The sequence below is a fragment of the Micromonospora sp. NBC_00860 genome (assembly GCF_045207375.1).
Taxonomy (GTDB): Bacteria; Actinomycetota; Actinomycetes; order Mycobacteriales; family Micromonosporaceae; genus Micromonospora; species Micromonospora vinacea.
This window is the reverse complement of record NZ_CP108825.1, coordinates 5199000-5219169: the sequence shown is the minus strand read 5'-3', so window position 1 is coordinate 5219169 and position 20170 is coordinate 5199000. Positions and strand designations below refer to the sequence as shown.

Here is a 20170-nt window from a genome sequence, read left to right as displayed (position 1 = left end):
GTGTCTTCGACTCGGATGATGATTCTCGGTCTGGTGCGGTGGATGCAGCCCGTGCACGGCTACGACGTGCGCCGCGAGCTGCTGAGCTGGAGCGCCGACAAGTGGGCGAACATACAACCCGGATCGATCTATCACGCCCTGCGCAAGCTCACCGAGGAAGGGCTGCTCCGCGCCGTCGCGACCGAGCAGGTGGGTGCCCGTCCGGCGCGCACCACGTACGAGGTGACGGTCAAGGGTGAGGACGAGTTCGAGACGCTGCTGCGCAACTCCTGGTGGACCATCACCGAGCCCGCCGACCCGTTCGTGGCGGCGTTCTCCTTCCTGCCGGCCATGCCGCGCGCCGAGGCGGCCGCCGCCCTGCGCAACCGGGCCAACCTGCTGCGCGCCGGCGTCGAGTCGATGCGCGCCTCGCTGGAGTCGGACTGGGTGCGCAACCGCAAGCCGGCGCACGTGGGCTGGATGTTCGAGCTGTGGTCGGCGCGGGCGGAGGCGGAGATGACCTGGTGCGAGCGGATCGCCGAACGGATCGATTCCGGAGTGTCGTACCTGCCTGCTGAGCTGGATGAAGCGCAGGGTTGGTCGGGGTGGAGGGACGGGGTGGAGCCGTCCGGCAACGACGCGGAATAATCAACGTTGACTAAAAAAGCTATATCGCGTTAGCCTGCTGGCGGCACAGCGGGGGAGTGCGCCGTCCGGCGTCGTCCCACTCGACGGCCGGCCCGACCGGCCCGAACGACCAGGAGCAGAAATGATCGAGACCAGGGGGCTGCGGAAGTCGTTCCGCTCCCGCGCGGGTCGAGAGACGAAGACGGTGGACGCCGTGCGGGGCGTCGACCTTGACGTTGCCAAGGGCGAGATCTTCGGCTTCCTCGGCCCGAACGGCGCCGGCAAGACCACCACGCTGCGGATGCTCGCCACGCTGATCGAGCCGGACGGCGGCGAGGCCACCATCGCGGGCGCCGACCTGCGCAAGGACCCGGCCGAGGTGCGCCGCCGCATCGGGTACGTCCCGCAGGGCGGCAGCACCTGGGACGAGTCCACCGCCCGCGAAGAGCTGGTGCTGCACGCCCGGATGTACGGCATCAGCAAGGCCGACGCGCAGAGGCGCGCCGCTCGCGCGCTGGACGCCTTCCAGCTCACCGAGTACGCCGACCGCAAGTGCAAGACCTACTCCGGCGGCCAGCGTCGCCGGGTGGAGATCGCCCTCGGCATCATCCACGAGCCGAAGATCGTCTTCCTGGACGAGCCGACCACCGGCCTCGACCCGCAGAGCCGCGCCCACATGTGGGACGAGATCCGGCGGCTACGCGCCGACGGGATGACCGTCTTCATCACCACGCACTACCTGGACGAGGCCGACGCGCTCTGCGACCGCATCGCGATCATGGACAACGGCGAGGTGGTGGCCGAGGGCACCCCAACCGAGCTCAAGCGCGAGATCTCCGGCGACGTGGTGCTTGTCGGTCTCGACCTGGCCGCCACCCCACAGGCCGCCCAGACGCTCGACGGCGAGCCGTACGTCAACAAGCTGGAGACGGTCGACGAGGGCGGCCTGCGCCTCTACGTCGACGAGGGCGCCACCGCCATCCCGCAGGTGCTGCGCCGACTCGACCACGCCGGGCTGGAGCTGCGCTCGATCGAGCTGCACCGGCCCAGCCTGGACGACGTCTTCCTCACCAAGACCGGCCGCTCGCTGCGCGAGTCCTGACCACCGGAGACGACTCTCATGAAATTCGCCCGTGACACGTGGCTGATCTTCCAGCGCCAGACCCAACTCCTGCTGCGCAACCCGGTCTGGGTCTTCGTCGGCGTGTTCCAGCCGGTCATGTACCTGCTGCTCTTCGCCCCGCTGCTCAAACCCGCACTGAACGCGCCCACCCAGGCCGCCGCCTACAAGATCTTCGTGCCGGGTCTGCTGGTGCTGCTGGCCATCTTCGGTGGCCTGTTCCAGGGCTTCGGCCTGATCGCCGAGCTGCGAGCCGGCGTCATCGAACGCTCCCGGGTCACCCCGATCAGCCGGCTCGCCCTGCTGCTCGGCCGCTCCCTGCGCGACGTGGTCTCGCTCATGGTGCAGGCGGTCATCATCACGCTGCTGGCGCTCATCTTCGACCTGCGGGTGTTCATCGGGGACCTGCTTCTGGCGTACCTGATGCTCGCCCTGATCGCCCTCATGACCTCGGCCGTCTCCTACGGCGTCGCCCTCAAGGTCAAGAGCGAGGACGCGCTGGCCCCGCTGATGAACACCGTGGCGCAGCCGGTGCTGCTGCTCTCCGGCATCCTGCTGCCGCTGACCTTCGCGCCCGGCTGGTTGCAGGGCATCGCCAACTGGAACCCGTTCTCCTGGGCGGTCGACGGCACCCGGGCACTGTTCGCCGGTGACCTGGGCAGCGACAAGGTCTGGCAGGGCCTGAGCATCACCGCGGTCCTCGCCGCGCTGGGCGTCTACTGGGCCGCTCGCCAGTTCGCCCGCAGCGTCCGCTGACGCTGGCGTTTGATATTGGGGTGTCCCCTGGTAGGGGGCACCCCAACATCCGTGTTCGGCGGTTGCCGACGGTCAGCGGACCCGGGCGAGGGTGAGGCCGTCCGCGATCGGGAGCATCACCGGGTCCACCCGTACGTCGGCGAGGACCTCGTCGTTGAACGCGGCGATGGCGCGGTCATTGGCGTCCTGCGGGGCGATCACCCGCCCGCCCCGCAACACGTTGTCGACGGCGATCACCCCACCCGGACGCATCCGGGGCACCAACTCGGCCCAGTAGATCGGGTAGCCGGTCTTGTCCGCGTCGATGAACGCGAAGTCCAGGTGCCGTTCGTGCGGCAACTCCCGCAGCCCGTCCGCGGCCGGGCCGATGCGCAGGTCGATCGAATCCTGCACGCCGGCGCGCTCCCAGTAGCGCCGGGCGATGCCGGTGAACTCCTCGGAGATGTCGAAGCAGGTCAGTCGCCCACCCTCCGTCAACCCGCGGGCGATCGCCAGCGACGAGAGCCCGGTGAACGTGCCGACCTCGACGGCCTGCCGCACGCCGAGCAGCCGGGTGAGGAACGTCAGGAACGCGGCCTGCTCCGGAGCCACCTGCATGGTGGCGTGCTCCGGCAGCACCGACCGGGTCTCCTCGGCCAGGTCCCGGATGATCTCGTCCGGCGGCGAGCCGTGTGCGACCAGATAGGCGTGCAGCTCGTTGGTGAGCGGGATCGACTTGGTGGTCATGACCGGACGTTACCGAGGGGCTCGACGGATTGGCCGCCCGGCGCGACCTTCGTCCACAGGTCGGTGATCCGCAGATCCAGCTCGGCGAGGAGGCGACGCAGCAGTGGCATCGACAATCCGACCACCGTCCCCGGGTCACCCTCGATCCGCTCCACGAACGGCCCGCCCAGCCCGTCGATCGTGAACGCGCCGGCCACCGCCAGCGGCTCACCAGTGGCCACGTACGCGGCGATCTCGTCGTCACTGATGTCAGCGAAGTGGACGGTGGTCGAGGCGACCGCCTCCGCGCGCCGCCCCGCGGCAACGTCGACCAGACAGTGCCCGCTGTGCAGGACGCCGCTGCGCCCCCGCATCCGCTGCCACCGCCGGGTCGCGTCGGCCGCATCCGCCGGCTTGCCGAGGATGTCCCCCTCGAAAGCGAGCACCGAGTCGCAGCCGATCACCAACGTCCGCTGGTCGGCGGCCGGGTTCAGCCGGGTCAACACCGCCTGCGCCTTCAGGCGAGCCAACTCCAGACACAACTCCTCGGCCCGCTCGGTCACCACGAGGGACTCATCCACCCCGCTGACCAGCACCTCCGGCTCGACGCCAGCAGCCTGGAGCAACTTACGACGGGCAGGGCTCGCCGAAGCGAGCACGAGGCGAAGCGGCAAGGTCTCAGACACGAGCCCGACGTTACCGCCCAACCCCTCACCAAGTCCGACACCCCGCCCAGCCCTCGCATGCCCCATGGCGTCCTCGGCGTTCTTGGCGTTCTTGATCCACTCGCCTTGCAGGAAACCGCGGTATCCCCTCGCCCCGGACACCGCGTTTTCCTGAAAGGCGAGTGGATCACCGCGTAACGGCCCTCGCCCAGCGCGAGGGTCGGCGCAGTGTCGGCAATGTCGGGCTGTCCCGCCGTCCCGGACTCCCGCTCGTTCGTCGATCAGCGACTGATCCTGGGCGGCGGATCATCACCACGCCGACGTCGTCGCGCTATCACCGCCCACCCGACCCCGGCAGCCACGATCACCCCAAGGGTGGCCAGGCCGCGCGCTGTCGCACCATCGCTCCCATCACCCGGCTGAGCACCAACCGCCGTGGTCGAGCCAGTACCGGCCGGAGCGCTCACCGATTCAAACCCCAGCGGCGGTACGTCCGCCGTCAGCGCCGCCACAAGATCGATCACTCCATACCCGTACTCGTCGTCACGCCCGGGAGGGCCTTTGTCGACGGCGGTAGCCGTGAGCCGGTGCGCCACCTCCCGGGCCGGCAGATACGGGTACTTGGACCTGATCAACGCGGCAGCCCCCGCCACGATCGCCGTCGCGTCAGAGGTTCCGGTGCCTTTGCGGTACTTGCCGTCGATGCTCGTGCTGTAGATGTCGACGGCGGGCGCAACCACGTCAATCTCCGGCCCAGATACCGAAAAGCTGGCGTGACTCCCGTTCTTGTCTATGCCGCCTACAGTGACTACGCCCGGATAGGCGGCCGGAAAGCTGACATATTCATCCCGAGGTCTATTGCCTACCCCTGCAACCACAACGACATTCGCTTGCATTGCCATCTCGACGGCGCGTTTGAGGCGACTATTTGGTCCTGCGACCGAAGAGATGCTGATAACCGAAGCGCCTTTGGCGACAGCAAGATCGATCCCGGCCGCAAGGTTGTCGCTGTCGCCATCTTGATCAGTTCGGCTGGTTCGGATTGGTAGGATTTTGGCCTCTGGAGCGATGCCAAGGGCGCCGAGATTTCCAGGGTGTCCGTGGGCAGCGATTAGCCCCGCCATTCCGGTGCCATGGCTGTTTTCGTCCTGCCAGCCGTCGCCGCCCTCAGGGAGGACGATGTCGGCGCCAGTTAGGAGATTGTCGCGAAGATCGGGGTGCGGTGTGACGCCGGTGTCTGGGACGGCCACAATTACGCCCCTGCCTTTGCTTAACCGTTGAGCTTCCTTGGCCTTTAGATAGCCCAGGTGCCACTGATCCTTGCGTATCCGCTCGACATCTTTCGGTGCAGGACTTTTCTGAGCTGCCGCCGGGACTGGAAGCAATGTGAATGTGAGGCTGAGAATGGCTAACAGCACTCCTGAGGCCCGTAGGGTCAACGGTCTATGCCAATAGCCGGGCCGGGGTCGATGGGGCCTTCGTCATTCGGTGGTCGAACGATTGGGGCGACGCCTTCGTCTGTCGTCCAGGGATTGTCAGGATCCCGCCGGCGCCTTTCCGAGTCTGGATCTATCCGAAAGCCGGGCCGCGGGGGTACCCCGCCACTGGGGTTTTGGCCGGCGCTGTGACCGATGCTGGAGCCAAGACCGAAGGGGGTGGTTCCCTGAAGCGCGTTCAAGCCTCGGCCGCCTCCAGGGCGAGAGCCTGCGCCGCCAGTGGGTCCTGTCCCGGCGCTGCCACCACCTATTACGCCGCCCACCGGATTGATGCGGCGGGGTGCACCGGCGCCGGCTGCGGGTGAGCCGAAGCCTGTCGCAGGCACTCCGCCGATTAGGCCGCCAGGAGGCATCGGACGCGGTTGCGCCGCAGGTTTGCCCGCAGAGCCTGTGGCGCTGGCTGGGGGGTTGGCAGAGTGGGGCCGCAAACGCGATGCCGCAGAAGCATCGCCACGTGCGGAATTCGGAGGCGGTAGGGGTGGCACCCCGACTCCAGGTGTTGAACCGGAAACTGCTGGCGGCGTAGCTCCGATTGGCGGGACCGGGGTTGTGGAGCCAGGAGCGATTACGTTACCTGTGCCGCCAAGAACTGGGCCGACGCCAGGGTTTGTTATTGGCCAGCCTTGACCTGCGGAAGCCCTCGGGCGGGTTGTAGGGGATTTTGGGAGAGGTGCCGCTATTATTGGAGGAATCACAGGCGCAGCGGAAGTTCCGCCGTAAACATCCGCTGCGCTCTGATCGATTCCGGGGTTTGCCTTAGGCGCCACGGGTGGTTTTTGGAGGGTTGCTTGAGCTTGTTGAAGTTCGCCGCTCAGGCTGAACATCATCGACCGGGCCTGCACGTTCAGCCGTTCCAGTTCGCCATCAGCAACAGGCGGCTGGGTTGCCCGGTTGCCCATCACCGCTTTCGGGTCGGCGGCCATCGACTCGTACGCCTGCTTCTGTTGGAACTTGGTCGCGTACTCCTCGTAGATTTTGCGGAGCGCGGCGCGGGTGGTGCCGATGGCCTGGGTTGCGGCGGAGAGCGCGGTGTAGTTCGCGGCGGCGGCGTCGTGGGTGCGTTGGACCTTGTCGATGAGTTCGTCGAGTTCGGCGAGGTACGTGCGGGAGGCGGCGCTGGTTTCGGGCGGCCATGCCTCGGCGAGTCCGCGTCGGTACTGCTGGAGGCGGCCGAGGTGGGTTTGCGCCAGGTCGCAGACCTTGCGCCAGCCGGCGACCTGTTTCCAGTGGTTGGCGGTGTCGTGGTCCTGGAGGCAGGCCCACATGCTGTTGACGTCCATGAGGTGCCAGTCGGTGAGGCCGGAGGTGCGGCCGGTGCCCCGTTCGATCACGGCAGCACCACCGGCCCTTGGGCGTCGGGGCTGGTCGGGTCGGTCAGTGTCGGCGTCGGGCCGCCGGGGAGGACGCTGGCCGGGTTGGCGAGGGCTCGTTGCACGTCCACCACCCGGGCGGCGGTGAAGGCGTCACTGTCGGCGTAGTGGGTGGCGACCTGATCGGCGGCGGCGGCGAGGTGGCCGGTGGCGCCTCGGACGGCGTACACCATGTCGGCGGTGGCCTGCTGCGTCTCGTGGTGGGCGTGCAGGAAGGTGACCAACTCGATGAAGGCGTCGCAGGGGTTGGGCAGCTTCGCGGACATGTCTTCCGCGATGTACGACAGGTGCGGCGCGTAGTTGCTCTCGACCTCGGCGGCGAGCCGGTCGGCGAACTCTCTGAGCTGGCTGATGTCGGCTTCGATGCCGCCGTAACCGCGTAGCCAGGGTGCTGGCCGGTCCTCTTCGGGGATCATGGATCCTCCCTACCCGTAGCGGCACCGTTTCCCTGAGTGAGGTTAACGGCTCAACGCCACCCTGGCAGCCCCCGTGCGTGGTGGGTCTCGGGTCAGCGGGGCAGGCCGGCGGCGCGCCACCCACGGGAGCTGCCCGGCCGGCCGCTGCGCGCCCAGGCGGACGCGGTCGCCGGGGCGGACGCGGTGGCCGGGCGGGTCCGGACGATGATCGCCCCCACCAGAGCGGCCAACTCCTCGGCGGTGGGCACGCCGCGGACGACCCGGAACAGCGGCTCTTCGGCAGACATGCCGCCAGGGTACGCGGCGCGAAGTTACCCGAAGCGCACAGTGGCGTGCCGGCGGTGTGAGCGTCAGCGGGTCCGGGTACCGTCTCACCGATGTCGAACGCGCTTCCCCAACTCGTCGCTGACCGATACCGGCTCCTGTCGCCGCTCGGCCAGGGCGGCATGGGCCGGGTGTGGAAGGCGCGCGACGAGGTGCTGCACCGGGACGTCGCCATCAAGGAGTTGGTGCCGCCGCCCGGTCTCACCGATGAGGAACGCCGCGAGATGCGCGAGCGCTCGTTGCGGGAGGCGCGGGCCATCGCCCGGCTCAACCACGCCAACGTCGTCCGCATCTTCGACGTGCTGCGCACCGACGGCGATCCGTGGATCGTCATGGAGTACGTGGCGTCGAAGTCCTTGCAGGACACTCTCGCCGAGGACGGCCCCGTGTCGGTGGCCCGCACGGTGGAGATCGGCCTGGGCGTGCTGGGTGCGCTCAGCGCCGCGCACAAGGCGGGCGTCATGCACCGCGACGTGAAGCCCGGCAACGTGCTGCTCGGCGACGACGGCCGGGTGGTGCTGACCGATTTCGGTCTCGCCACGATCCCGGGCGACCCCAATGTGACCCGCACCGGCATGGTGCTCGGCTCACCCGCGTACATCTCGCCGGAGCGGGCCCGGGACGGCACCGCCGGGCCGGAGGCCGACCTGTGGTCGCTGGGCGCGACGCTCTACGCGGCTGTCGAGGGCAAGTCGCCGTACGCTCGCCCGTCGGCGATCGGCACCCTGGCCGCGTTGGCCACCGAGCCGATTCCGCCACCGAAGAACGCCGGTCCGCTCAAGGCCGTGCTCAATGGGCTGCTGCGCAAGGACCCGAACGAGCGCATCACCGCCGAGGTGGCGGAGCGCCTGCTGCGCCGCGCCGGCGGCAAGCGGTCGCGCGGGATTTCACTGCTCGATGGCGTACGCCGGCCTGGGCCGAACGGCCCGCGCGAGCCGCGCCTGCCGGTGGTGCCGGCCCCGCGACCGGCCGAGAGTGCGGACCGGCCCGTGTCGCCGCCGCCGGCCGCCGCCGCGACCGCCTCGGCCGCCACCTCCGCTGCCGCCGCGACTCCCGCCGCCGATGCCACGCCGACGGCCGTCGTCTCCTCCGACACCAAGGCCGCCGACCCGACCGCCCTGGTGTCGGGCGAATCGACAGCAGCGGCGCCGGCCGAGCCGACCGCCCCGATCGACCGCCCGTCCGATGCCGACCCGTCCGAGGCCGAGCCGACCGCGAAGGTCACGGCCGCGCCTGACACGAGCGGCGACGGTACGGCCAACGTCGACGACGAGCCGACTGTCGTCGACGGTCCGCCGGTGGCTCCGGAACAGCGCAAGCCCACCACCCCGACGTCGCTCATGCCGCCGGTGAGTCCGGCCGGCCGCGCGGCGGTGCCACCCTCGGATGGCACGAAGCCGAACAACACCCGACGTAACCTGCTGATCGGGGCCGTGGTCGCGCTGCTGCTGATCGGCCTCGTGGTGGTCGTGCCGATGCTGACCAAGGGCGACGACAAGAGCCCACAGGCCAACCCGACCGGTGCTGCCGCGACCTCGGCGCCCGCACCGACCACCGCTGCGGCGCCTCCGCCGCCCACCAGCGGCGCCCCGAGCCCGTCCGCCTCGGCCACCCCCTCGGTCGACCCGAACGCGTTGCCGGCGGGCTGGAAGCTGCACCGGGACCCGGCCGGCTTCGCCCTGCCGATGCCCGACGGTTGGGTGCGTAGCCAGGTCAACGGCAACACTGTCGTCTTCAACCAGTCCAACGGGCCGGGAAAGCTGCTCGTGCAGTGGACCCCTTCCCCGAAGAAGGATGCAGTCGCGGACTGGCGGGAGCAGGAGCCAAACCGCAAGAGGCTAGTCAACAACTACCAGAACCTTGGCATCGTGGCCTGCGACTTCTGGAAGACCTGCGGGGACTGGGAGTGGCTGGAGACCCGGGACGGGCAGCGGATCCACGTCCGTAACCGTGGGTTCGTGACGGCCAAGAACCGCGGTTACGCCTTGCGGTGGGAGATCGCGGCGAAGGACTGGCAGGCCAACCTGCCGAACTTCGACCGGATCGCCAAGGGCTTCCAGCCCGACCGTAAGGACTGAAACTCATTCGCATGACCTTCCGCCGTCGTGGGTAATTGACAGTCGACGACGGAAGGAGGCACGACATGGGTTACCGACGGAGGGACACTCGGCCCCGGCTGGCACTGTGGATGCTCGTGGCGCTCGGCGACGCGATCCTGCTGCTGGTCAGCGCGGGGGTTTCGGTGCTCATCGCACTGCTCGGCGTCGTGATCGTTGCCGGCTTTGGCGTGGCTGCCTGGCGGTTGACCCGCAGGGGCGCCCTGGCTCGTGAGAATGCTGTGGTGCCGGCCCTGAGTCGGCGGCGGGCCTGACCGTACCCGGTGGTGTGGCGGCAGCCGGACCGATTGTCGACCGTGTGGTGACCGTCGATCCCGCTGCCGCCAACGGCCCGGTCAGGTGTTGTTGGCCAACGCGATCAGGCGGCTACGGTCGCCGTTCCAGTAGTTGCGGTCCACGTTGCCGCTGATTCCGGAGACCGCGCCGGTGCTGGTGTACTGCCAGAAGCTCCACACCGACGCGCCGGCCGGCAGGGCGCCGGGGGTGCTCGACCAGCGGGCCAGCCAGAGCGGGTGGTTCGCCCACGGGCCGGTCCAGCTGCCGGTGCACTGGTTCCACCAGCTCGTGGTGGTGTAGATGACCGCGTACCGGCCGGTGCGGGAGCGGTAGGTGTTCAGGAAGTCCTGCACCCAGTTGCGCATCCCGGTCGTGCTGAGCCCGTAGCAGTAACCGCCGCTGTACGGGTTGCCCTCGATGTCGAGGGCGGCCGGCAGGGTGCGGCTGTCAGCGGACCAGGCGCCGCCGTTGGAGGCCAGGTAGTTGGCTTGGGTCGAGCCGGCGGAGATGTTCGGGCGGGCGAAGTGGTACGCCCCGCGGATCACCCCGGCGTTGTACGAGTTGACGTAGTTGGCGTTGAAGTTCGGGTCCTTGTAGCTGGTGCCCTCGGTCGCCTTGATGAAAGCGAACTGGATGCCCGCGTTGCGGACGCTTGTCCAGTTGATGGTGCCCTGGTAGCGGGAGACGTCGACACCGGGTGTGGTGGCGGCGGCCGCCGGTCCGGCGGTCGCGACCAGGGCCGCCGCCGCGGTGGCGAGGACGGTGAGGCCGGCCGCGAGCGCGCGGCGCAGCGATGATCGGGTACGGGCCATGAGTGCCTCCAAGGACGTCGCTCTATCGACACCCATCTTTGGAGTTAAGTGCCCTAGATCACAAGAGCGACCGGAAAAAAGCTTCATCGATGCTCCGTGCGGGACCGCTCGCCGAGGCGGGACGGATCAGCGCAGCGTGGCCGGGTCGAGCTGCCAGCGGAACGGCTCGACGACTGTCAGCGTCTCGCCGGGCTTGGCCACCTGGTCCTCGACATAGTGCTCACCGTCCAGCCGGAACAGCCGCAACGAGTGACCGTCCCCGTCCTGCTCGACCAGCAGATACCAAGGGATCCGCGCAATGGCGTAGAGCTGCATCTTGAGCAGGCGGTCGGCTGCCGCATTTCCCGGCGAGACGACCTCGCCGACAAGAGACACTCGGTCGGAGTCGAGATAGGTGCCGTCGTCGTCGGCGTCGGTGACGACGAGATCCGGAATGACGACCCGGTCGACGCCGAGCCGGACGTTGATCGCGTCATAGACCAGGAGACCGCGAGGCTCTGCTGCTGCCTCGATGCTGTTTGCCAGCCGGCGCGACACCCGCTGGTGCCGTCGACTCGGTGCAGGGCTCACCAGCAGGCTCCCGTCGAGCAGCTCGATCCGGTCAGGCGTCTCGCCCAGAGCGAAGTAGTCGGCCTCGGTCCACAGGCCGACGTGCGGCTCCACGGGGGCTGCGCTCACCTGCGTCCACCTCCCGCCCCAGTCGCCACCCGATCAGTTTCACAGGATACGAGCCGGTGCCTCGGGAGCGACACGGAACGCCGCCGGTAGGCTCGCGCCCCATGATGTCGATCGACGGGCTGGGCGACCTGTGGGACACGCTGTTCGGCGCGCAGCCGGACCCGCCCGCGCTGCTGGTGCTGCTCACCGGGGCCGTCGCGCTGGTGGTGGTCTCCACCCGGCTGCCGTGGCGGATCGCCCGTAACGCCATCACGATCGCGCACGAGGGTGGGCACGCCCTGGTCGCCCTACTCACCGGCCGCAAGCTGCGCGGCATCCGGCTGCACTCGGACACGTCCGGGCTGACGCTCTCCGCCGGCCGTCCCACCGGGCCGGGCATGATCCTCACCCTGCTCGCCGGGTACGTCGCGCCGCCGCTGGTCGGGCTGGCCGGCGCCTGGCTGCTCGGCGGTAACCGGATCACCCTGCTGCTCTGGGTGGCCGTGGCGCTGCTGCTGGCCATGCTCGTCATGATCCGCAACGTCTTCGGCGTGGTGTCGCTGCTGGTCACCGGCGCGCTGGTGTTCGCCGTCTCGTGGTACGCGACGCCGCAGGTCCAGGCCGCGTTCGCGTACGCCGGGGTGTGGTTTCTGCTGCTCGGTGGGGTGCGGCCGGTGGTCGAGCTGCAACGGCTGCGTTCGCGCGGCCGGATGCCCGCCTCCGACGCCGACCAACTCGCCGGACTCACCCCGTTCCCGCCGCTCTTCTGGGTGAGCGTCTTCGCAGTCGTCAACCTGGCGGCGCTGATCGCCGGCGCGCTGCTGCTCGCCGGCCCGATCCTCGCAAGCGCCGGCCTGACGCTCTAACCCCGCCTCCGCCCGGGTCGATCAAGGAGTTGTGGTGGGCCGCGAAAGCCGCAATACCCCCGCAGCCAGGCACCACAACTCCATGATCGACGGTGGGAGGGGTGGCGGGAGGGGCGGGAGGGGCACGGGCTGGAGAGGTGTGGGCGGGCAGAATGAGGCCATGCGATACGTGATCATCGGGGCGGGCGCGGTCGGCGGGACGATCGGCGTACGGCTGGCCCAGACCGACCGGGACGTGACACTGGTGGCCCGCGGCGCCCACCTGGACGCGATCCGCACGCGGGGTCTGACAGTGCGGCAGCCCGACGGTGCGGTCACCGCCCGGCTCGCGGCGGTGGACGGGCCCACTGACCAGCCGCTGCCAGCGGACACCGTGCTGGTCCTCACCGTGAAGTCGCAGGACACCGCCGGAGCGTTGGCCGCCTGGGTGGACGCGCCGGTGGTCGGCGGCGGCACGGCGGGCGAACGTCTGCCGCTGGTGACCGCGCAGAACGGGGTGGCCAACGAGCGGGCCGCGCTGCGCCTCTTCGCCGACGTTCACGCGGTCTGTGTCTGGCTGCCGGCCACCCACCTGGAACCGGGCGTGGTGGTCGCCAACGGCTACCCGCATCCCGGGATGCTCCACATCGGGCGGTACCCAGGGGGCGCCGACGACACCGACCGGGCGATCGCCGCCGACCTGACCGCCGCCGGTTTCGTCGCCCCGGTCCGCACCGATGTGCTGCGCTGGAAGTACGGCAAGCTGCTCAGCAACCTTGGCAACGGCCTCCAGGCGCTGCTCGGCGGGGACATCCCGGACGCGCTGGTGGAGCAGGTACGCGCCGAGGGCGTCGCCGTGCTCGCCGCCGCCGGCATCGCGCACACCTCGCCGGAGGAGGAGAAGGCCGAACGCGGCGACCTGGTCGGGCAGCGTCCGGTCGGCGGCGAGGCCCGCTCCGGCGGCTCCACCTGGCAGAGCCTGGCCCGGGGTACCGGCTCCACCGAGGTCGACCACCTCAACGGCGAGATCGCGCTGCTCGGTCGGCTGCACGGCGTACCGACGCCGGTCAACGTCGCCGTGCAGCGGGCCGTACGCCGGGCGGTCCGGGAGCGGATCGCGGCCGGCGCGTTCCCGCTCGCCGAGTTGCAGAAGATGATCGCCTGACCGGGGCAACCGACGACCCTGCCCGGTGCGTGTTCCCAGCGACCGACACGGGGAGGTAGCGGGTGCCGGACGTCGACGGGTTCGACGAGTTCTACCGGGGGAGTCGGCAACGACTCCTCGGGTTCGTCTACGCCCTCACCGGCGATCGGGGAGAGGCGCAGGACGCCGTGCAGGAGGCGTACGTCCGGGCGTGGCAGCGTTGGTCGACGGTCAGCGAGTACGACGACCCGGAGGCGTGGGTGCGGGTGGTGGCCAGCCGGATCGCTGTCAGCCGGTGGCGCAGCCTACGCAGCCGTGCCCGCGCCTACCTGCGACACGGAGCTACCGAGACCGTTCCCGGGCCGGGAACCGACACCGTCGCGGTGGTCGCCGCCCTGCGTCGACTACCCGAGGAGCAACGCGTCGCCATCGCCCTCTACTACCTGGTGGGTATGCCGGTCGCCGAGGTCGCGCGGGAGACCGCGGCCCCGGTGGGCACCGTCAAGGCCCGTCTCTCCCGGGGGCGCACTGCGCTCGCCGGCCTGCTCGCCGTCTCTGACCTGGAGGAGGCAACCGATGCGTGACGACCCGACGTTCGTCGAGCAGATCCAGCGGGACCTGCAGGACGTGCGCTGGCTCGGCCCGGAGGAGATCCGTTCCCGGGCCCGTCGCCGCAGCCAGCGCAAGATCGTGGTGGCCACCGTCGTGCTGGCCCTGGCCGGGGTTTCGGCGGTGGCGGTCGCGGCGCCGAGAACGTCGTCGCCACCGGCTCAGCCAGCCGCCTCGGCCTCGCCGACCCGGCACGAGATCACCACCGACGCCCTGTTGCAGCCAGCCGACCTGCCGCAGCAGGTCGATGTGCAGCTCAGCCAGTCGGGGCTGGGCGAGCCGGTCCGGCTGGCGGACATGCTCAGCTACTGCCGGACGAGCCAGGGACGGTCGGAGGGCTGGCAGACGTCAATCCTGTCCCGTTCACAGACGTTTGTGCCCAAGCGCGCTGCGCCGATCCTCACCCAGTCGGATGGTCTGGTCACGCAGGATCTTTTCCGGCTAGTACCCGAGACGGCCAGACAGCTCTTCGCCAGTTTGGACGACCTGGTCGCTCCGTGTGCCGAATGGCTGAGCGTTGGGCCGATCCTGACGGCAGGGGGGACCCGCACGGGGGAAGCGCTGCACCGGTGGTCGGTGGTGCAGCGGGGCTTCGCCGGGGACGACGCCGCCATCCTGCGGGACTCGCTCACCCTCACCCGGGACCTGGAGACCGGGCAGCCGCTCGGCGACCAACCGTCGCCGATCCTGGTGGCGGTCGTCCGGGTCGGCGACACCGTCTCGGTACTCCGCCTCGGCTACGACGGCACCGAGGCCGAACTTGTCCAGCTCGCAGTGGCGGCGGCAGCACGGATGTGTGCGGCCGCCAACCCGCCCTGCTGACGCCGCCGGGGCGATCAAGGGACCGAGATCAGAGCGGGATGTTGCCGTGCTTCTTGGGAGGCAGGGTCTCCCGCTTGGTGCGCAGGACGCGCAGCGCCCGGACGATCTGGGTGCGCGTCTCGTGCGGCGGGATCACCGAGTCGATGTACCCGCGCTCGGCCGCCACGTACGGGTTGGCCAGGGTGTCCTCGTACTCGGCGATCTTCTCGGCCCGGACCGCCGCCGGGTCCTCGGCGCCGGCCAGCTCGGAGCGGTAGAGGATGTTCACCGCGCCCTGCGCGCCCATCACCGCGATCTGCGCGGTCGGCCAGGCGAAGTTCAGGTCCGCGCCCAGGTGCTTGGAGCCCATCACGTCGTACGCCCCGCCGTACGCCTTGCGGGTGATCACGGTGACCTTGGGGACGGTCGCCTCGGCGTACGCGTAGATGAGCTTCGCGCCCCGGCGGATGATCCCGTCCCACTCCTGACCGGTGCCGGGCAGGAAGCCGGGCACGTCCACGAAGGTCAGCACCGGGATGTTGAACGCGTCGCAGGTGCGGACGAACCGGGCGGCCTTCTCCGAGGCGGCGATGTCCAGGGTGCCGGCGAAGTGCATCGGCTGGTTGGCCACCACACCGACCGGTCGCCCCTCGACCCGGCCGTAGCCGACCACGATGTTCTGCGCGTAGAGCGGCTGGACCTCCAGGAACTCCCCGTCGTCGAGGACGTGCTCGATCACCGTGTGGATGTCGTACGGCTGGTTGGCTGAGTCCGGGATCAGGGTGTCCAACTTCCGGTCCTCGTCGGTGACCTCAAGCGAAGCGGGGGCCTCGACCACGACCGGCTCGTCGAGGTTGTTCGACGGCAGGTACGACAGCAGCGCCTTGACGTAGTCGACAGCGTCCTCCTCGTCGCTGGCGAGGTAGTGCGCGTTGCCGCTGCGGGAGTTGTGCGTACGGGCGCCGCCCAGCTCCTCCATGCCGACGTCCTCGCCGGTCACCGTCTTGATCACGTCCGGCCCGGTGATGAACATGTGCGAGGTCTGGTCGACCATCACTGTGAAGTCGGTGACCGCGGGGGAGTAGACAGCGCCGCCGGCGCAGGGCCCCATCACCAGCGAGATCTGCGGGATGACCCCGGAGGCCCGCACGTTGCGGAAGAAGATCTCGCCGTAGAGGCCGAGCGAGACGACGCCCTCCTGGATGCGCGCGCCGCCGGAGTCGTTGATGCCGACCACCGGGCAGCCGATCTTCATGGCCAGGTCCATCACCTTGACGATCTTCTCGCCGAAGACCTCGCCGAGCGAGCCGCCGAAGACCGTGAAGTCCTGCGCGAAGACACACACCTGCCGGCCGTCCACCGTCCCGTAGCCGGTGACCACACCGTCGCCGTACGGGCGGTTCCGTTCCAGGCCGAAGGCCGTGGACCGGTGCCGGGCCAGTTCGTCGAGTTCGACGAAGGAGCCCTCGTCGAGGAGCATCTCGATCCGCTCGCGGGCGGTCTTCTTGCCGCGCGCGTGCTGCTTCTCCACCGCGCGGGCCGACCCGGCGTGCACCGCCTCGTCGACCCGGCGCTCCAGGTCCGCCAGCTTGCCCGCAGTGCTGTGGATGTTGGTCCCGGTCTCGGTAGTCACCCAGGGAATATAACGATGGTTCAGGTGGGTGCGGCTGTGCAGTACGCCTCAGTGTCGACCGGGGCACCGCCGTAGGCTGGCGGAATGTCGGGCTCCCCGTACACCGATCTGGACCGGCCGCCGCTGTCGGCGGCCCGGCTGCGCCGCGCGTTGATCGCGCCGAACGGGCCGTGGACCCGGCTGGAGCTGCGTGCCGAGACCGGCTCCACGAACGCCGACGTGGCCGAGGCCGCCCGGGCCGACGAGCCCGAGGGCCTGGTCGTGGTCGCCGAACGGCAGACCGCGGGTCGGGGCCGGCGGGGTCGGGTCTGGCAGTCTCCGGCGCGGGCCGGCATCGCGACGAGTGTGCTGCTGCGGCCCGGCGAGGCCGTGCCGGACCGCGGCTGGCTGCCGGCGGCACCCACGGGGTACGGGTGGCTGCCGTTGCTGGCCGGCGTGGCGCTGGTCGAGGCGGTGGCCCGGCTGGCCGAGCTGGAGGCCACCCTGAAGTGGCCGAACGACCTGCTGATCGGCGACGCGAAGTGCGCGGGGGTGCTGGCCGAGGCGGTGCCCGGACGTGCGCCGGACCAACCGCCGGCCATCGTGCTGGGTATCGGGCTCAACGTGACGCTGCGCGCCGACGAGCTGCCGGTGAATCCGACCGGGCTGCCGGCCACCTCGCTCCAGTTGGCCGGCGCGGTGGCCACCGACCGGGATCCGCTGCTGCGGGCGCTGCTGCGCGCGGTCGCCGACTGGTACGACAGGTGGCGTTCGGCGGGCGGCGACGCCGTGGCCAGCGGCCTGCGTGACGCCTACCTGGAGGCCTGCGCGACGATCGGCCGCGAGGTACGCGTCCTGCTCCCCACCGGCGAGTCCCTGACCGGCACCGCCACCGGAGTGGACCCCGACGGCCAACTGATCGTCACCACCCCCACCGGCACCCGAACCCTGGCCGCAGGAGACGTGCTGCACCTCCGCTGAGGGGGCCGCGTGGCGGATGTTGTGGTGGGGCTTGGGGGGTTTACCGTCTGCGCGTCTAGAAAATCGCGTTGGAGGTTCCCGTGGCGTTTCCTGAAGACGTGCTCACCGAGGACGAGCACGTCGTGCTGCACCTGCACCCGCACTGGAAGGCGTTGATCCGGCCGATCGCGGTGCTGGTGCTGGCCATCGCCGCGGTGGTGGTCGGCGTGCTCCTGTTGCCGGAGAGTGGCGGCGGTTCGATAGCGCTGGCGGTGATCGGGGCGATCGCCCTGGTCGCGGTGCTCTGGCTCGGTCTGTGGCCGTTCCTGGTCTGGCGCACCACCCACTACCTGTTCACGAACGAGCGAGTCCTGCTCCAGCAGGGTGTGTTCTCCCGCGACCGGCGGGACCTCCCGCTCGCCCGGGTCAACGACCACTCGATGAACCAGCGTTTCGTCGAGCGCCTGCTGGGCTGCGGGACGCTCACCATCGAGTCGGCCGGTGAGCGCGGCCAGTCGGTGCTCGCCGACGTGCCGGATGTCGGAAAGGTGCAGACCACCCTGTACGAGTTGGTCGAGGCACAGCACGACAAGCACTCGCTGGGCGATGGCGAGATGCGCGACATGCTCGCCGACATGCAGGACGGCAAGCCGCTGCGCGACACCACTACCTGATCCGGGCCGGTTGAGACCCGCCCCTGCCGTTGCGTCGGGGGCGGGTCAGTCGTTTCGTTGAGGCTCGGCGGAGTCGCTGCTCACCGTCGGTGTGCCGTCGGACGACCCGGCGGTGGACGGGTCCGTGGCGGTCGGGCCGCTGTCGGGCCGGTCAGCCTCGGGACGGTCGCCGTCGGTCGGGGCGGCTTCGGCAGTCTCGGCTTCGGCGGCGTCGGCTTCGACCGGGCGTACGGCGAACCAGCCACGGAAGCGGGTCCGCAGCACCTCCTGCTCGGGCCGGTCGTCCGGGCCGAGGCGCAGCATGGTGCCGGTGAGGCTGACAGTGCCGAGCCCGGGGCGGGCGGTCGACGGTCGGGCGCCCATCACGTCGACCCGGACCGCGAGCCGGTCGCCGGCCCGTACGGGGGCGAGCCAGCGCAGCTCCTCCAGGCCGGGGGACGCGTCCGCGGCGGCCCGGGACAGCAGGTGGTCGACGTACGCGCGCATGAACAGGCTGACCGTGTAGAAGCCGCTGGCGATCAGACCGCCGTGCCGGCTCGCGGCGGCCAGGTCGGGGTCGACGTGGTACCACTGCGGGTCGAAGCGGCGGGCGAAGGCGACCATCTCGTCGGCGTCCACGGTGACCACGCCGAGGTCGACGGTGAGCCCCGGCACGAGATCCTCGAAGAACAGCTCGGCCGGTCGCCCCGTGCCGGAGCGGGCGTCGGGCGCCGTCACCGGCGGGGCGCGCGGCGGGTGCTGACGTGCAGCTCCGCGGCGAGTTCCGCGTCCAGGTCGACGGCGGGGCTGACGCTCAGCCGGGTGGGCCGACCCTGGGTGGGTGCGCCGGGTGGCGAGTCGACGCGTTGCGCGGACTCCGCCTCCTCCAACTCGGACACGGATTCCGCCAGCTCGGCGACCGGGTCCATCTCCGCCATGGTGTCCCACTCGTCGCGGGGAATGTCGTGCCAGGTGGAGTCGGGCTTCGCGGCCTCGTCCTCGGCCGGTGCGACGGGTTGGAAGACGAAGGTGCGGTATGACCAGAACCGGAACAGTGTGGCCAGCATGACGCCGACCGTCTTGGCCAGGTTCAGCGCCAGCAGACCGTGTAGGCCGAGGCCGTACTTGGCCGCCGCTACGGCACCCAGTTCAATGAGCAGGCCAGCGCCGTTGAACAGGAAGAAAAGGAGATATTCCCGGCGAAGCGCCGACTTCGGGCGATCGCGGTAGGTCCAGTGCCGATTCATCAGGTACGACGTGATGGTCGCGACGATGGTCGCGATCACGGTCGCCTTCAACTGACCATTGACGAAAACGGTCAGTGCAAGGGCATTGAACACCGCGTAATTGATGACGGTGTTGATGCCGCCGACGATGCCGAACTTGAGCGCCTCGTGGATGAACTTTTGCCAGCGCTCAGGCAGCAGGCGGACAAGACGCATGCGAAACACCTTAGGGCAGTCGGTGCGGCCGGCGATCACCGGCCGAACGAGATGGGCGGCAGGTCACGCCTCGTGGTCACGGTCGGGATTCACCTGCGGAAGGGGCGGGGTTCCCGCTTCGACGAAGACGAACCGCCGGTACGACCAGAATCGAAACAGCGTGGCGAACCCGGTGCCGACGATGTAGCTGGCGAGATTGTCCGCCAGGCGGGTCTGGAACACGGCCGGCCAGATGGCCCCGAGGCCGTAGCGGCTGAGCGCGAGGCAGGCCACGGTGATGCCGAGGCCGACGGCGTTGAAGAAGAAGAAGAGCGCGTACTCGCGGGCCGCGTTGTTGCGCTGGCGGTGCCGCCAGGTCCAGAACCGGTTGCCCACGAAGGCGACGGAGGCCGCGATCACGGTGGAGATCGTCTTCGCCGTCAGCTCTTCGACGCCGTGCTTGCTCGTCAGGTAGTTGAAGAGCGCGAAGTCGACGAGGAAGGCGAAACCACCCACTGTGGCGAACTTGCTCATCTCGCGCAGCAGGTGACCGAAGCGGTCGAGGAGTTTGCCGACGAGACCCTGTCGGGTCTGCCGGGGACCCGGTTGTTCCCCGGTCATCGTGGCGGCCACGGAGGGAGCCTACCGGCTGCCGGCCAGTCGGAGGGGTAGCTACGGCACGCGGGCGTGGTCTCCCGGAGGGGCCCATCGCCGTGTGTGTAGCCGTTGCACAGAGCGTAGCCAATTGGGAGGACTGAGCCGCCGTGGAACGGGAATCCCCGCACCGGTCGGCGGGGCAGGTCCA

Annotated in this window: 22 protein-coding genes; 11 read left to right on the top strand and 11 right to left on the bottom strand. The window is 69.8% G+C overall.

All coding sequences use genetic code 11. The features are described 5' to 3' along the window. The first annotated feature begins 15 nt into the window (after positions 1 to 15). The 3 genes from OH804_RS23905 to OH804_RS23895 all read left to right on the top strand — a co-directional run bounded on the left by OH804_RS23905 (position 16) and on the right by OH804_RS23895 (position 2482). On the top strand, positions 16 to 627 hold the full coding sequence (locus OH804_RS23905; protein ID WP_406066650.1) for a PadR family transcriptional regulator: 612 nt from the start codon (positions 16 to 18) through the stop codon (positions 625 to 627). A 121-nt stretch (positions 628 to 748) separates the two neighbouring features. Then, a complete protein-coding gene (locus tag OH804_RS23900) occupies positions 749 to 1708 on the top strand; it encodes an ATP-binding cassette domain-containing protein (RefSeq protein ID WP_112601935.1) in 960 nt (319 codons plus the stop codon). An 18-nt stretch (positions 1709 to 1726) separates the two neighbouring features. Further along, complete coding sequence (locus OH804_RS23895; RefSeq protein ID WP_091394415.1) at positions 1727 to 2482, top strand: ABC transporter permease; 756 nt, start codon at positions 1727 to 1729, stop codon at positions 2480 to 2482. 72 nt (positions 2483 to 2554) lie between these two features. Here OH804_RS23895 and OH804_RS23890 read toward each other — a convergent pair whose 3' ends face one another. From OH804_RS23890 to OH804_RS23870, 5 genes are all read right to left on the bottom strand, one after another. Then, positions 2555 to 3208, bottom strand: a complete 654-nt coding sequence (locus OH804_RS23890) for an O-methyltransferase (protein ID WP_406059626.1) — start codon at positions 3206 to 3208, stop codon at positions 2555 to 2557. Next, positions 3205 to 3873, bottom strand: coding sequence for a Maf family protein (locus OH804_RS23885; protein WP_406059624.1), 669 nt, complete (start codon positions 3871 to 3873; stop codon positions 3205 to 3207). The genes OH804_RS23890 and OH804_RS23885 overlap by 4 nt, the downstream gene beginning before the upstream one ends. Before the next feature lie 260 nt (positions 3874 to 4133). Next, complete coding sequence (gene mycP, locus OH804_RS23880; protein ID WP_406059622.1) at positions 4134 to 5270, bottom strand: type VII secretion-associated serine protease mycosin; 1137 nt, start codon at positions 5268 to 5270, stop codon at positions 4134 to 4136. Between the two features lie 1405 nt (positions 5271 to 6675). Beyond that, positions 6676 to 7134: a hypothetical protein gene (locus OH804_RS23875; protein WP_124823398.1), complete on the bottom strand. Its 459-nt coding sequence runs from the start codon at positions 7132 to 7134 to the stop codon at positions 6676 to 6678. A gap of 92 nt (positions 7135 to 7226) precedes the next feature. Next, complete coding sequence (locus tag OH804_RS23870; protein ID WP_406059620.1) at positions 7227 to 7421, bottom strand: acyl-CoA carboxylase subunit epsilon; 195 nt, start codon at positions 7419 to 7421, stop codon at positions 7227 to 7229. A 90-nt stretch (positions 7422 to 7511) separates the two neighbouring features. Here OH804_RS23870 and OH804_RS23865 point away from each other — a divergent pair, with 90 nt between their 5' ends. Further along, a complete protein-coding gene (locus OH804_RS23865) occupies positions 7512 to 9536 on the top strand; it encodes a protein kinase domain-containing protein (RefSeq protein ID WP_406059618.1) in 2025 nt (674 codons plus the stop codon). A 65-nt stretch (positions 9537 to 9601) separates the two neighbouring features. Continuing rightward, complete coding sequence (locus OH804_RS23860; RefSeq protein ID WP_406059616.1) at positions 9602 to 9829, top strand: hypothetical protein; 228 nt, start codon at positions 9602 to 9604, stop codon at positions 9827 to 9829. Between the two features lie 81 nt (positions 9830 to 9910). On the opposite strand, the gene OH804_RS23855 is transcribed toward OH804_RS23860, so the two are convergent. Both OH804_RS23855 and OH804_RS23850 read right to left on the bottom strand, forming a co-directional pair. Then, positions 9911 to 10663 (bottom strand): GH25 family lysozyme, encoded by a 753-nt coding sequence (locus OH804_RS23855; RefSeq protein WP_406059614.1) that lies wholly within the window; start codon positions 10661 to 10663, stop codon positions 9911 to 9913. Between the two features lie 126 nt (positions 10664 to 10789). Further along, a complete protein-coding gene (locus OH804_RS23850) occupies positions 10790 to 11341 on the bottom strand; it encodes a Uma2 family endonuclease (RefSeq protein ID WP_406059612.1) in 552 nt (183 codons plus the stop codon). A 101-nt stretch (positions 11342 to 11442) separates the two neighbouring features. Between OH804_RS23850 and OH804_RS23845 the strand changes: the two genes are divergently transcribed. The 4 genes from OH804_RS23845 to OH804_RS23830 all read left to right on the top strand — a co-directional run bounded on the left by OH804_RS23845 (position 11443) and on the right by OH804_RS23830 (position 14740). Continuing rightward, positions 11443 to 12186, top strand: a complete 744-nt coding sequence (locus OH804_RS23845; protein WP_406059610.1) for a M50 family metallopeptidase — start codon at positions 11443 to 11445, stop codon at positions 12184 to 12186. Positions 12187 to 12346: 160 nt separating this feature from the next. Beyond that, entirely contained in the window at positions 12347 to 13330 is a 984-nt protein-coding gene (locus OH804_RS23840) for a ketopantoate reductase family protein (RefSeq protein ID WP_196921047.1), read from the top strand. A gap of 62 nt (positions 13331 to 13392) precedes the next feature. Continuing rightward, positions 13393 to 13893 (top strand): SigE family RNA polymerase sigma factor, encoded by a 501-nt coding sequence (locus OH804_RS23835; protein WP_196921048.1) that lies wholly within the window; start codon positions 13393 to 13395, stop codon positions 13891 to 13893. After that, positions 13886 to 14740, top strand: a complete 855-nt coding sequence (locus OH804_RS23830) for a hypothetical protein (protein ID WP_196921049.1) — start codon at positions 13886 to 13888, stop codon at positions 14738 to 14740. The genes OH804_RS23835 and OH804_RS23830 overlap by 8 nt, the downstream gene beginning before the upstream one ends. Before the next feature lie 28 nt (positions 14741 to 14768). Here the strand turns inward: OH804_RS23830 and OH804_RS23825 are convergent, their stop codons facing one another. After that, complete coding sequence (locus OH804_RS23825) at positions 14769 to 16352, bottom strand: acyl-CoA carboxylase subunit beta (protein ID WP_406059608.1); 1584 nt, start codon at positions 16350 to 16352, stop codon at positions 14769 to 14771. An 84-nt stretch (positions 16353 to 16436) separates the two neighbouring features. Here OH804_RS23825 and OH804_RS23820 point away from each other — a divergent pair, with 84 nt between their 5' ends. Next, entirely contained in the window at positions 16437 to 17312 is an 876-nt protein-coding gene (locus OH804_RS23820; protein WP_196921051.1) for a biotin--[acetyl-CoA-carboxylase] ligase, read from the top strand. Positions 17313 to 17392: 80 nt separating this feature from the next. After that, positions 17393 to 17965, top strand: coding sequence for a PH domain-containing protein (locus OH804_RS23815; protein ID WP_210784420.1), 573 nt, complete (start codon positions 17393 to 17395; stop codon positions 17963 to 17965). Between the two features lie 45 nt (positions 17966 to 18010). On the opposite strand, the gene OH804_RS23810 is transcribed toward OH804_RS23815, so the two are convergent. The 3 genes from OH804_RS23810 to OH804_RS23800 form a co-directional block, all read right to left on the bottom strand. After that, a complete protein-coding gene (locus OH804_RS23810; RefSeq protein WP_406059604.1) occupies positions 18011 to 18682 on the bottom strand; it encodes a MaoC/PaaZ C-terminal domain-containing protein in 672 nt (223 codons plus the stop codon). Next, entirely contained in the window at positions 18679 to 19386 is a 708-nt protein-coding gene (locus OH804_RS23805) for a GtrA family protein (protein WP_196924775.1), read from the bottom strand. Before OH804_RS23805 ends, OH804_RS23810 begins: the two co-directional genes overlap by 4 nt. Positions 19387 to 19449: 63 nt before the next feature. Further along, entirely contained in the window at positions 19450 to 19986 is a 537-nt protein-coding gene (locus OH804_RS23800; RefSeq protein WP_196924776.1) for a GtrA family protein, read from the bottom strand. Between the last annotated feature and the right edge of the window lie 184 nt (positions 19987 to 20170).